Genomic DNA, 13,000 nt, shown 5'->3' on the forward strand with positions numbered 1-13,000 from the left:
GCACCCTCCTCAACGCTATTTGGCCTTGCCCAGCGGCAGCAGGTTGGCGATCTTCTCGCCAAGCCGCATCAGGGCGACCAGCCGCGGCCGCGGCACCTTCAGCATCTGCATGAACCAGTGGTCGGCGAGCTCGGTGAAGGCGAGCATCTCCTTCAGCCGTTTGGCTGCGACCGGATTGATGGTCGGATCGTCGGCGGCATCGGACACGCAGGCCCGGAGCGCCGTGATCGCCGGATCGAGCTCCCGCTCCTTGCGCCGCGCCGCGATTCTCGCGGCGACCTCCCAGATGTCCGTCTCGGCCTCGTAATGGTCGCGGCGGTCACCGAGGATCGGCACCCGCCGGATCAGGTTCCAGGCGAGCAGCTCCTTCAGCGAGTTGGAGACGTTGGAGCGTGCCATGCCGAGCGTGTCGGCGATGTCCTCGGCCGTCATCGGCGCCTCGGCGAGATAGAGCAGCCCGTGGATCTGGCTGACCGAGCGGTTGACGCCCCACCCGTCCCCCATGTCGCCCCAATGCAGGATGAAGCGCTCGACGGCGGCAGGCAGTTTCTTCTTTCCGGTTATTTCTGTCATGACAGAAATATCTGACGAGCGCGACTGATTGTCAAGGGCGCTCGGCGGCTTGCGTCCTGCATACCGTCCGTCGTATTTGCCTAAAAACGGCCCAGAGAACGGGAACCAAACGCCCTTCGGGGCGTTTGCCCCGGTTCCAGGCGGGTTGAGAATGACGACAAAGTCCAGTCAACAGAGAGACTTGTTCGAAAGCGAGCGCAGTTTTCGGCTGTTGGTGGAAGGAGTCGCGGACTACGCGCTCTACATGCTCGATCCCACTGGGATCATCACGAGCTGGAACATCGGCGGCGAGCGGATCAAGGGCTATTCGCCCGAAGAGATCGTCGGCCAGCATTTCTCGCGCTTCTACACCGAGACCGACCGCGCCAACGGTAAGCCCGCGCGCGCCCTCGGCATCGCGCGGGACCACGGCCGCTACGAGGAGGAAGGCTGGCGCGTCCGCAAGGATGGCACGTTCTTCTGGGCGAGCGTCATCATCGATCCGATCTACGAGCACGGCAGCCTGGTCGGCTTCGCCAAGATCACCCGCGACATCACCGAGCGGCGCAATTCGCAGCTCAAGCTCGAAGCAATGCAGAGGCAGCTTGCCGAGTCGCAGAAGTTCGATGCGCTCGGACAGCTCACCGGCGGCGTCGCGCACGACTTCAACAACCTCCTGATGATCATCAGCGGCAGCCTTCACATCCTCAAGAAGCGCGATGAGGACGACGCCAAGATTCAGCGCGCGATGTCCGCGATCGAGACCGCAACCAAGCGCGGCGCCGCACTGACCGCCCAGCTCCTGACCTTCGCGCGGCGGCAGAGCGTCAATCCCCAGGCGATCCGCTTCGGCGACCGCATCGAGGCGATCCGCGAAGTGCTTCACGCCGGCGTCGGGAGCGCCGTTCGTCTCGCCTTCGACATCGACCGCGAGGTCTGGTCGGTCAAGGCCGATGTCTCCGAGCTCGAGACGGCGCTGCTCAATCTCGTCATCAACGCTCGCGACGCCATGCCCGACGGCGGTACCGTGACGGTCGGCGCACGCAACGTCGTCCTGAACGATCCGCTCCACAGCGGCGAGTACGTCGCCATCACCGTCGCTGATACCGGGCTTGGCATCCCCTCCGACGTCGTCAACAAGATCTTCGAACCGTTCTTCACGACCAAACCCGTCGGAAAAGGCACCGGCCTCGGCCTGTCGCAGGTGCACGGCTTCGCTCATCAGGCGGGCGGCACGGTCAGGGTCGCAAGCGAGCTCGGCAAGGGCACGACCTTCACCATCCTGCTGCCGCGCGAAACCGCGACCGCACCAATCGATATCCCTGAAGCAGTGCCGGTTCCCGGTAGCGGCACCGTGCTGCTGGTCGAGGACAATCCCGACGTCGCGCTCGTCAGCATCGGATTGCTGGAGCAGCTCGGCTATCGCGTGCACCGGGTTGCCGACGCCGAGTCCGCCTTGCGCGAGCTCGAGAAGAACGGCGTCGACTTCGTGTTCACCGACATCGTGATGCCCGGCAAGATGGACGGGCTCGGCCTCGCCCATCATCTGCGCCAGATCCACCCTGGCCTGCCGATCCTGCTCGCCACCGGCTACAGCGAAGCCGCCGCCGATGTCCGCGGCGACTTCCCGATCCTACGCAAGCCCTACGAGATTCACGAACTGAGCGAGGCGATCTCGAAGCTGCCGCGGTGATTTTTCACCTCTCTCCGTAAGAACGGGGCGAGGGAGCGCACCGCCCGCGCGGAAAGAGAATCCGCTCTCACACCGTCGGCAACACCGAAAACGCTTCCCCTGCCCTCCGCAGGTTCAACTCATCGGCACCGGCCGTCTCGCTCGTCACGCTATCCACACGCGATGACGGCGGGCCGTGGCGGCACAGCGCGACCATGTCGGCGACATGCTTCGGTGTGCCTGCGAACAGTGCTTCCACGCTGCCGTCGCGGCGGTTGCGAACCCAGCCTTCGAGGCCACTTGTTGTCGCCTGGTACTCGACCCAGGCCCTGTAGCCGACGCCCTGCACGCGGCCGCGGATCATGACCTGGAGGATCGCCCGGCTCATTTCTTCAGCCCGAGAAGATCGGCGCTGCGCGCCTTGACGTCGGCCTCGCGCATGACGCGGCTGGTCAGGTCCGGCGACGGGAGGCCCTTGAGGTTCTTCGGCGGCGTGCCCTCGCGCAACGCTTTCTGCGTCTCGTAGACAGCCTGCGTGGCAGCCGCAATCGGCGCGTGGCCCTGAAGCGCGATGCGGACGCGCTGGCTGGCGAGATAGTCAATCGCGTTCAACTCGTCCGGCGCGCCGCCGAGCACGATGGGGAGATGCGTCGCGGCTACGATGGCTTCGAGCTCGGCGCGCGACTTGATGCCGGTGAAGAACAGCGCGTCGACGCCGGTCGCCTCATAGGCCCTGGCGCGGCGGATCGCATCCTCGATCGAGGTGACCGAGGCAGCTCCCGTGCGGCCCATGATGACGAGCGAGGGATCGCTGCGGCCATCCAGCGCCGCCTTCATCTTGCCGACGCCTTCTTCCAGCGAGATCAGCTGCGTCTTCGCCTCGCCAAAGGCGGCCGGCAACAGCGTGTCCTCGATGGTGAGGCCGGCGGCGCCCGCGGTCTCCAGCTCCTGCACCGTGCGGCGCACGTTGAGCGCATTGCCATAGCCGTGATCGGCATCGACCAGCACCGGCAGCGTCGCCGCGCGCGACATCCGCCGCATCTGCTCGGCAAGCTCGGTGAGCGTGATCAGCGTGACATCGGGGTCGCCGAGCACCGCGAGCGAGGCCACCGAGCCGCCGAACATGCCGAGCGGAAAGCCGAGATCCTCGGTGATGCGGATGGAGATCGCGTCATAGACCGAGCCGGGATGAACGCAGGCCGAGCCCGTCAGGATCGAACGCAGTTTTTCGCGGCGGGAACGAAAGGCCATGGTGCCCTCTCAACTGTTGCGACGCAGCCGCAACATACTCCGTCATTGCGAGCGCAGCGAAGCAATCCAGAATCTTTCCGCAGAGGCAGTCTGGATTGCTTCGCTGCGCTCGCAATGACGGTGTTGGTGGGGCCAGTGAGGGCCCCACTCACTTGCTTTACGCAAATTCCAGAATCAGCGCGTCCACCGCGAGCGTCGCGCCCGCGCTGGCGTGGATCTTCTTCACCGTACCGTCCTGCTCGGCGCGGAGCACATTCTGCATCTTCATGGCTTCGATCACCGCGAGCGTCTCGCCGGCCTTGATCTCCTGCCCTTCGGTCACCGCGATCGAGACCACAAGGCCGGGCATCGGGCAGAGCAGCTTCTTGCCGGTGTCGGAGGCCGTGGTCACCGGCATCAGCCGTGCCGAGGCTGCTTCCGCCTCGGTCCAGACATAGACCGGCACCTCGACGCCCTGGTGCGCAAGGCGGATGCCGTTGGCGATCGGGCGCGCCTGCACCGCGACGAAATGGCCGTCGATGGTGCCCTGCCAGACCGGATCGCCCGGCTTCCACGGCGACTGCAGCAGATGCGCGTTGCCGGCCTTGCCTTCGGCATCGACGAACCGGATCGCGATCGCCTCGCCCTCGCGTCCGACCTCGAGCAGAATCTCCTGGCGGTCGAGCCAGACCGCGCGGCGACGCTCGCGCTGCACGATGCGGCCGCCCATCTGGCCCGATATCTGTCGCTTGCGCTCGCCGAGCACGTGGTCGATGGCGGCGCCGACCGCCGCGATCCGACGCGCGACCTCGCCTTCGGGCACGCGCACAGCAAAGCCCTTGGGGAATTCCTCGGCGATGAAACCGGTCGAGAGCCGTCCCTCGCGCCAGCGCGGATGGTGCATCAGCGCCGACAGGAACGGGATGTTGTGCCTGATACCCTCGACATAGAACGAATCCAGCGCGGTGGCCTGCGCCTCGATCGCGGCCGCGCGCGACGGCGCATGCGTGACGAGCTTGGCGATCATCGGATCGTAATAGATCGAAATCTCGCCGCCCTCCTGCACGCCGGTGTCGTTGCGCACGGTGATGCCATCCTGGCTGGCTTCGGCCGGCGGCCGATACTTCACGAGGCGCCCGATCGAGGGCAGGAAGTTACGGAACGGGTCCTCGGCGTAGAGGCGGGATTCCACCGCCCAGCCGGTGAGCGTAACGTCCTTCTGGCTGATCGCGAGCTTCTCGCCGGCGGCGACGCGGAGCATCTGCTCGACGAGGTCGATGCCGGTGACGAGCTCGGTGACGGGATGCTCGACCTGAAGGCGCGTGTTCATCTCCAGGAAGAAAAAGCTCTTGTCCTGCCCTGCGACGAATTCGACGGTGCCGGCGGAGTCGTAATTCACCGCCTTGGCCAGCGCGACGGCCTGCTCGCCCATCTTGCGGCGGGTGGCCTCATCGAGCAGCGGCGACGGCGCCTCCTCGATGACCTTCTGGTTGCGGCGCTGGATCGAGCATTCGCGCTCGCCGAGATAGATGACGTTGCCGTGCTTGTCGCCCAGCACCTGGATCTCGATGTGGCGGGGATCGACGATGAACTTTTCGACGAAGACGCGGTCGTCGCCGAACGAGGCTTTCGCCTCGGCCTTGGCAAGGTTGAAGCCCTCGGCAACCTCGCTCTTCGAATGCGCGATGCGCATGCCCTTGCCGCCACCGCCGGCGGAGGCCTTGATCATCACGGGATAGCCGATCTCGTCGGCGATCTTCACCGCGTGCTTGTCGTCCTCGATGACGCCGAGATAGCCCGGCACGGTCGAGACCTTGGCCTTCGCGGCGGCCTTCTTGGATTCGATCTTGTCGCCCATCGCGGCGATCGCGCCCGGGTTCGGGCCGATGAAGACGATGCCGGCGGCCTCCAGCGCGCGCGGAAACGCCTCGCGCTCGGACAGGAAGCCGTAGCCGGGATGCACGGCCTCGGCGCCCGTCTTGCGGCAGGCCTCCACGATCTTCTCGATCACCAGATAGCTCTCGGCGGCTGCGGGCGGGCCGATCAGCACGGCCTCGTCGGCCATCTCGACATGGAGGGCATCGCGGTCAGCCTCGGAATAGACCGCAACCGTCTGAATTCCCATGCGGCGAGCGGTCTTGATGACCCGGCAGGCGATTTCGCCGCGATTGGCGATCAGAATGCGTTTGAACATGCTTTTCTTGAGTCTCGACCTTGGGCGGGACCCTTCCCTGGCCGTTGGGGCCTGCGGGGACGGGCCGTGTGACCCCCGTGGTACATCAAAATCGGCCGGAGGCAACGGTCTAAATCCGCGCCCTCTGGCGTACCAGCGCAAGACCGAAATGGGCCCGGTAAGCCCATGAGCGGACCTACGGCTTCGCGGCCTTGGCCACGTCCCTGACCAAGCCGTGAATGAAGCCCAGCTTGCCGACCACCGCCGGCGACAGGATGAACGGATAGAGATCGCGCAGCCCCATGGCGCGGTTGACGCTGTTGATGGCGAAGGTGAAGGGCAGCCATGCATTGACGAGCGCCTCGACGTCCCTCGTCTCATAGGGGTTGAAACGGATGCGCGCCGTCAACTCCCCGTCGCGATCGACCCGGGGGCGCACCTCCATGCCGAACTCCGAGGCCATCTCCAGGGTATCGACGATGTGGAGGTAGTGCGCCCAGGTCTCGGCGAAATCCTCCCAGGGATGCGTGGTGGCGTAGGCCGAGACGTAGGTCTGCTGCCAGTCCGGCGGCGCGCCTTCGGCATAATGGAGCTGCAAGGCCTGGCCGTAATCGGCGGAATCGTCGCCGAACACGGCGCGGCATTGCTCCAGCCTGCCGCCCTCGCGCACCAACACGTCCCAGAAGTAATGGCCGACCTCGTGGCGGAAATGCCCGAGCAGCGTGCGGTAGGGCTCGCCCATCTCGAGCCTGCGCCGCTCGCGCTCGATCTCGTCGGTCTCGGTCAGCGCGATCGTGATCAGGCCGTTATCGTGGCCGGTCATGATCCTCTGCCCGCTGTTCGGATCGTCGGCGAGGAAATTGAAGATCAGCCCATGTTCGGGATTTTCCTGCCTCGTCTGGAGCGGCAGCTTCCAGCGGATCAGGGAATAGAACAGCCGGTGTTTCGCCACCTCCAACTCGCGCCAGCCGGCAAGCTGAACCGGATCGGACAGATCGGGCACGATGCCGTTGTGGCGGCAGGCGCGGCAATAGCCGGTGGTATCGCCCGCATCCGTCAGCCAGTTGCACGCATCGTACTCGGCGTTGCGGCAGAGCATCCGCCCCTTGCCCTTGTCGGCGAGCGTCATCCAGGCCTCGCCGTCGGGCTCGATCGCCGACATCGTCTCCTTCTCCGGCAGGAACGCGACGCGGTGGCCGCAGCGTTCGCAGGCGCGGTTCTCGAAATAGAGAACGTTGCCGCAGTCCTGGCAGACAAAGAGCTTCAAGATTTAGCCTCTTCGGGAAGGGAGTCTTATGATTAAGAGTTGCGGCGCCTCGCAAATACGCGCCCGGGGGCTCATCGTTCCAACATTCGGGAACAAATAGCCAGACCGGGCGTTCGTTCATACCCGCCCCTGCGATCGGTGGCGCCTTTCCGTCCTTATCCCCTTTTGAGTAATGGCTATCACGCTTTGTCTGTGGGAATATCGGCCCGGCACGTGCGCTCTTGCATCACAACGGCCGACACCTTGAACGATCCCTTGCCCGATACCACCGCCGCCGAAAGGCTGCGCCAGCACCTCGAAGAGATCGCGCGCGAGCGCGACAACGCCTATCACGCGCTCCAGGAGCGCGAGGCAGAGCTGGCGCGTATCCAGCGCATCGGCAAGGTCGGCGGCCTCGAGGTCGACTTCCGCGAAGGCTTCAAGAACCGCCGCTCGCCGGAATATCTGATGCTCCACGGGCTGCCGGCGGATGCCACCGACGAGTCGCATGAGGATTGGGTCAACCGCATCCATCCCGAGGATCGCGACGCCGCGGTCAAGCACTTCCTCGATGCGCTGGCCGGGACGAACGAAGACTACACCGCCGAATACCGCATCATCCGCCCCAACGACGGCGAGACCCGCTGGATCCGCGTCGTCGCCAAGTTCGAGCGCGACAGTGACGGCCGCGCCATTCGCCTCGTCGGCGCCCATATCGACATCACCGCCCAGGCACTCGCGCGCGAGACGCTGCGCGAGAGCGAGGAGCGCTTCCGGCTGATCGCCGACAGCGCGCCGGTGCCGATCTGGGTCACGAAGCTCGACCGCACGCGCTCCTTCGCCAACCAGGCCTATGTCGACTTCGTCGGCCTGCCTTACGACCAGGCGATCGCCTTCGACTGGCGCAAGGTGCTGCATCCCGACGACCTGCCGCATGTGCTGCAGCAATCGGTCCAGGGCGAAGCATCGCTGAAACCGTTCGTGCTGGAGGCACGCTACAGGGACGCATCCGGCGAATGGCGCTGGCTGCGCTCGGAATCGCAGCCGCGCTGGGACCCGACCGGCAAGCATATCGGCTTCATCGGCGTCGCCCACGACATCACCGTCGCCAAGCAGGCCGAGATCGAGCTGCGGCAACTCAACGAGACGCTGGAAGAGCGTATCGTGGAACGCACCGCCCAGCTCGAATCCAACGAGGCGCGGCTGCGCGCCATCCTGGAGACCAGCAACCAGTATCAGGGCCTGGTCAACCTCGAGGGCGAATTGCTCTATGCCAACAAGACCGCGCTCGACGGCATCGAGGCGAGCGCCGCGGACGTGATCGGCAAGCCGTTCTGGGACACGCCGTGGTTCACCGGCACCCACGGCATGAGCGCAACCGTGCGCAAGGCCTTCGACACCGTGCTCAGAGGCGAAGCGGTGCGGCTGGAGATGCGCCTGCGCCTGCCCATCGGGGAGCGCGATTTCGACTTCGGCATGCGCCCGGTGCTCGACCGCCACGGCAATATCACCGGTGCGGTGCCCGAGGCCGTCGACATCACCGAGCGCCGTCGCGGCGAGGAAGCGCTGCGCCAGTCGCAGAAGATGGAGGCGATCGGCCAGCTCACCGGCGGCGTCGCCCACGACTTCAACAACCTCCTCACCATCATCCGCTCCGCGACCGACTTCCTGCGCCGCCGCGAGCTGCCGGAAGAACGCCGCCGCCGCTATGTCGACGCCATCTCCGACACCGTGGAGCGCGCCTCCAAGCTCACCGCGCAGCTTTTGGCCTTTGCGCGCAGGCAGCCGCTGAAGCCGCAGATCTTCAACGTCGGCAGCCAGGTCGAGGCCGTGGCGCAACTGGTCCGGCCACTGGTCGGCGGCCGCATCGCGATCGCCGTCGAGGTGAACGATGCCGACTGCTTCACGGTGGCCGACATCGCGCAGTTCGAGACCGCGCTGATCAACCTCGCCATCAACGCCCGCGACGCCATGGAGGGCGAAGGCCGCCTCACCATCGCCGTGCGCAAGGTCGCGGGCATCCCGAGCCTGCGTGCGCAGTCGGCGCGCGGCGGCGACTATGTCGCGATCTCGGTTGCGGACACCGGCAGCGGCATCGCCCCTGAAAACATCGACGCCATCTTCGAGCCGTTCTTCACCACCAAGGAGGTCGGCAAGGGCACCGGCCTCGGCCTCAGCCAGGCCTTCGGCTTCGCAAAGCAGTCCGAGGGCGACATCGCGGTGACGAGCACGCGCGGCGAAGGTGCGACCTTCACCATCTACCTGCCGCAGGCGCACAGTCCCGCCGCGGAGAAGGACGCTGCGGCACTGACCAGCGAGGCCGCCACCACCGGGCGCGGCTATCGCGTGCTCGTGGTCGAGGACAATGACGACGTCGGCCAGTTCTCGACCGAGCTGCTGGAAGATCTCGGCTATGTCGTCCGCCGGGTCGCCAACGCCAATGCGGCGCTCGGCATTCTCGGCGAGAACGAATTCGCCGTCGACCTCGTTTTCTCCGACGTCATCATGCCCGGCATGAACGGGGTCGAGCTCGCCGGCGTCATCCGCGAGCGCTATCCGGGCCTGCCCGTCGTGCTCACCAGCGGCTACAGCAACGTCCTCGCCGAGAACGCCCATCGCGGGTTCGAGCTGATCCAGAAACCGTACTCCGTGGAATCGCTGTCGCGTATCCTGCGCAAGGCGATCACGGAGAAGTTGGCGGCGGCAAGGTGAGTAATAATCGATGAAACCCGCCCTCTTCTCAGCCTGGCAGACCTGGGCGTTGCTCTCGGCCTGCTTTGCGGCGCTGACTGCGATCTTCGCCAAGGTCGGCGTCGAGAACATCAATCCGGATCTGGCGACGTTCATTCGCACGATCGTGGTGCTGCTCGCGTTCTCGGTGCTGCTGTTCTTCACCGGACAATTCGCGGTGCCGTCGGCGGTCTCGTCGAAGACCTGGCTGTTCCTGGTGTTGTCCGGGCTCGCGACCGGCGCGTCCTGGCTGTGCTATTTCCGTGCTCTGAAGCTTGGCCCCGCGACGCTGGTGGCGCCGATCGACAAGCTCAGCGTCGTGCTGGTAGCCCTTTTCGCCTTCACCTTTCTCGGCGAGCGTCCGACTGGACAGGGCTGGCTTGGCATCGCCATGATCGGCGCCGGCGCGGTGCTGCTGGCCGTGAAGTTTTGAAGGGCGGAACAAAGGTGGCGTGAGATCGGTTTCTGGCCGGTCGCTTCCCAGCCTCGATCGAGAGACCGATGTCGAGCCAAGCCCCCCATCACCCCACCGACCAGACGGGACGCGCCGGCCGCGCGCTGGATGCGGCCAACTTCTTCCTCGCCGACGTCCGCGACGGGCTTGGGCCCTATCTCGCCGTCTATCTCCTCACCGAGCAGCACTGGGACGAGGCACGCATCGGCCTCGTGATGTCGATTGCGACCATTGCCGGCATCGTGGCGCAGACGCCGGCCGGCGCGCTGATCGATGCGACGCGGGCGAAGCGGCTGGCGATGGTCATCGCCGCCATCATGGTGACGCTGGCGTCACTGTCGCTGCCGCTGTTTCCCGCCTTCCTGCCGGTCGCGGTCTCGCAAGGCATCGCGCAGGCCGCCGCAGTGATCTTTCCGCCGGCGATCGCCGCCGTCTCGCTGGGCATCTTCGGTCATGCCGCCTTCACCCGGCGGATCGGCCGCAACGAGACCTTTAATCACGCCGGCAATGCAGTCGCCGCCGGGCTGGCGGGACTTTCCGCCTATTGGTTCGGCCCGACCGTCGTGTTCTACCTTCTCGCTGCCATGGCGGTCGCGAGCCTCGTGAGCATTCTCGCGATCCCCGCTCACGCATCGACCACGACCTCGCGCGCGGGCTGCACGACGCCGATACCGGTGACCGGCCGGAACAGCCCTCAGGTCTCGCGGTGCTCCTGACCTGCCGCCCCCTCCTCGTCTTCGCAGTCTGCGTCGTGCTGTTTCACCTGTCCAACGCCGCCATGCTGCCGCTGGTCGGGCAGAAACTCGCGCTGCAGGACAAGAACATGGGCACCAGCCTGATGTCGGCCTGCATCGTCGCAGCTCAAATTGTGATGGTGCCGTTCGCGATGTTGGTCGGCGCGAAGGCCGACCGCTGGGGCCACAAGCGCTTCTTCCTCGCCGCATTGTTGATCCTGCCCATTCGCGGCGCGCTCTATACGCTCTCCGACAATCCGTTCTGGCTGGTCGGCGTGCAGCTTCTGGATGGCGTAGGCGCCGGCATCTTTGGCGCGATCTTCCCCGTCATCGTCGCCGACCTCATGCGCAACACCGGCCGCTTCAACGTCGCGCAGGGCGCCATCATCACCGCCCAGAGCATCGGCGCGGCGCTATCGACGACGCTTGCGGGCCTCGTCGTGGTCGGCGCCGGCTACAGCGCGGCGTTCATCACGCTCGGCGCGGTCGCCGCGATCGGCGCCGTCGTCTGCCTCCTCGCCTTGCCCGAGACCCGGCGTGGCACCTTGCAGGCACAGGGGAAGACAGCGGCTCCAGCATCGGTTATCGCTGCCGAATGAATCGACCCAACATCAAGGACTGAACGTGCCGTCTGACGCCATCTGGGCTTGGAGCATCATCGTCGCCGCGACCGCAGGCGTCATCATCCGGCCTTTTCGCCTGCCCGAGGCGATCTGGGCCGTGATCGGCGCCGGCGCCCTGGTGCTGCTCGGCCTCCTGCCGTGGCAGGACGCGCTCACAGGCATCGAGAAAGGCGTCGACGTCTATCTCTTCCTGATCGGCATGATGCTGATCGCCGAGCTCGCCCGGCTCGAAGGCCTGTTCGACTATCTCGCCGCCCTCGCGGTCGAATATGCAGCCGGCTCGCCACAGCGGCTGTTTCTGCTGATCTATCTCGTCGGCACCGTCGTCACCGTGCTGCTCTCCAATGACGCCACCGCGATCGTGCTGACGCCCGCCGTCTACGCCGCGACGCGCGCGGCCGGCGCCAAGCCGCTGCCCTATCTGTTCGTCTGCGCCTTCATCGCGAACGCCGCAAGCTTCGTGCTGCCGATCTCGAACCCCGCCAATCTCGTGGTGTTCGGCGCGCGCATGCCGCATCTGACCGAATGGCTGCGTCAGTTCGCCCTGCCCTCGCTCGCCTCGATCGTGCTGACCTATGTCGTACTGCGCATCACCCAGCATCGCGCGCTGAAACAGGAGATCATCGAGCGCCGCGTGCCGCACAAGGTGCTTAGCCGCGGCGGCAAGCTGACCGCGATCGGCATTGCTGCGATCGGCGTCGTGCTGATCACGGCCTCCGCGCTCGACAAGCAGCTTGGCCTGCCGACCTTCATCTGCGGCGCCGTGACGACCGGCCTCGTCCTGCTGCTCAGCCGTCAGTCGCCCATGCCGGTGCTCAAGCACGTGTCCTGGAGCGTGCTGCCGCTGGTCGGCGGGCTTTTCGTGATGGTGGAAGCACTGGTGAAGACTGGCGTGATCGGCCATCTCAGCGCACTTCTGCACCAGGCCGTCGCGCAGTCCGTACCCGGGGCCGGCTGGAGCGTTGGGATCGCCACCGCCATCGCCACCAATATTGCCAATAACCTGCCGGTCGGCCTCGTCGCCGGGTCGATCGTGGCCGCCGATCACCTGCCCACCTCGGTCGTCAGCGCCATCCTGATCGGCGTCGACCTGGGACCGAATTTCTCGATCACCGGTTCGCTCGCGACCATCCTGTGGCTGGTCGCGCTCCGCCGCGAAAAAATCGAGGTCGGCGCCTGGCCGTTCCTCAAGCTGGGCCTGCTGGTGACGCCCCCCGCCTTGATCGCAGCGCTTGCGGCCGCGATCTGGTAATCTCGCGCAATTTGCGGCGCATCAAGGTCGCCGCCAAAGCCGGACCTATGCTTCTTCGCGTCGCGCAGTCTCATACGGCGCGGCACGGAGGTCCATCATGCAGATTCAGTCAAAGGCATTGCCGCAGAGTTTTTCCCTGCGTCGGTCGTTTCGGAGCTTCACCGCGCCGGAACAAGGTGGCGGGACATTCCACCCCCTGCTCGTCGTCTCGGTCGTGGTGCTGCTGACCCTGTTCGCGATCGTGGAGATCGACCTCCACAGCGCCCAGCTTCAGGCGATCGGCCTGCTCGGCCATGGGTCCGGGATCAATCCCGTCTTCCTGAGCCCGTAGCGG

Annotated in this window: 10 protein-coding genes and 1 pseudogene; 6 read left to right on the forward strand and 5 right to left on the reverse strand. The window is 65.9% G+C overall.

Annotated features, from left to right (window positions below):
* Nucleotides 1-15: 15 nt before the first annotated feature.
* A complete protein-coding gene (locus ABIB99_RS34660; protein WP_028153219.1) occupies nt 16-573 on the reverse strand; it encodes a GbsR/MarR family transcriptional regulator in 558 nt (185 codons plus the stop codon).
* Between the two features lie 151 nt (nt 574-724).
* Here ABIB99_RS34660 and ABIB99_RS34665 point away from each other — a divergent pair, with 151 nt between their 5' ends.
* Entirely contained in the window at nt 725-2,245 is a 1,521-nt protein-coding gene (locus ABIB99_RS34665) for a PAS domain-containing hybrid sensor histidine kinase/response regulator family protein (protein ID WP_354179973.1), read from the forward strand.
* A 67-nt stretch (nt 2,246-2,312) separates the two neighbouring features.
* Here ABIB99_RS34665 and ABIB99_RS34670 read toward each other — a convergent pair whose 3' ends face one another.
* From ABIB99_RS34670 to ABIB99_RS34685, 4 genes are all read right to left on the reverse strand, one after another.
* Nucleotides 2,313-2,612, reverse strand: a complete 300-nt coding sequence (locus ABIB99_RS34670; RefSeq protein WP_014494616.1) for an acylphosphatase — start codon at nt 2,610-2,612, stop codon at nt 2,313-2,315.
* The gene (locus ABIB99_RS34675) at nt 2,609-3,475 is read right to left on the reverse strand and encodes an isocitrate lyase/PEP mutase family protein (protein WP_354179976.1); all 867 of its coding nucleotides are present in this window, start codon (nt 3,473-3,475) and stop codon (nt 2,609-2,611) included. The genes ABIB99_RS34670 and ABIB99_RS34675 overlap by 4 nt, the downstream gene beginning before the upstream one ends.
* A 157-nt stretch (nt 3,476-3,632) precedes the next feature.
* On the reverse strand, nt 3,633-5,648 hold the full coding sequence (locus tag ABIB99_RS34680) for an acetyl-CoA carboxylase biotin carboxylase subunit (protein ID WP_354179978.1): 2,016 nt from the start codon (nt 5,646-5,648) through the stop codon (nt 3,633-3,635).
* 175 nt (nt 5,649-5,823) lie between these two features.
* Nucleotides 5,824-6,894: a zinc-binding metallopeptidase family protein gene (locus ABIB99_RS34685; protein WP_135214916.1), complete on the reverse strand. Its 1,071-nt coding sequence runs from the start codon at nt 6,892-6,894 to the stop codon at nt 5,824-5,826.
* 213 nt (nt 6,895-7,107) lie between these two features.
* Here ABIB99_RS34685 and ABIB99_RS34690 point away from each other — a divergent pair, with 213 nt between their 5' ends.
* The 5 genes and pseudogenes from ABIB99_RS34690 (at nt 7,108) to ABIB99_RS34710 (ending at nt 12,997) form a co-directional block, all read left to right on the forward strand.
* Nucleotides 7,108-9,585, forward strand: a complete 2,478-nt coding sequence (locus ABIB99_RS34690) for a PAS domain S-box protein (RefSeq protein ID WP_354179980.1) — start codon at nt 7,108-7,110, stop codon at nt 9,583-9,585.
* Between the two features lie 10 nt (nt 9,586-9,595).
* The gene (locus tag ABIB99_RS34695; RefSeq protein ID WP_063982673.1) at nt 9,596-10,036 is read left to right on the forward strand and encodes an EamA family transporter; all 441 of its coding nucleotides are present in this window, start codon (nt 9,596-9,598) and stop codon (nt 10,034-10,036) included.
* A 68-nt stretch (nt 10,037-10,104) separates the two neighbouring features.
* Nucleotides 10,105-11,390, forward strand: a pseudogene (locus tag ABIB99_RS34700) (MFS transporter).
* Nucleotides 11,391-11,415: 25 nt separating this feature from the next.
* Nucleotides 11,416-12,666, forward strand: coding sequence for an arsenic transporter (locus tag ABIB99_RS34705; protein ID WP_354179983.1), 1,251 nt, complete (start codon nt 11,416-11,418; stop codon nt 12,664-12,666).
* A gap of 97 nt (nt 12,667-12,763) precedes the next feature.
* Nucleotides 12,764-12,997, forward strand: coding sequence for a hypothetical protein (locus tag ABIB99_RS34710; RefSeq protein WP_071912960.1), 234 nt, complete (start codon nt 12,764-12,766; stop codon nt 12,995-12,997).
* Nucleotides 12,998-13,000 lie beyond the last annotated feature (3 nt).

Origin of the sequence: Bradyrhizobium sp. LA6.1, from assembly GCF_040547805.1 — a bacterium.
Taxonomy (GTDB): domain Bacteria; phylum Pseudomonadota; class Alphaproteobacteria; order Rhizobiales; family Xanthobacteraceae; genus Bradyrhizobium; species Bradyrhizobium barranii.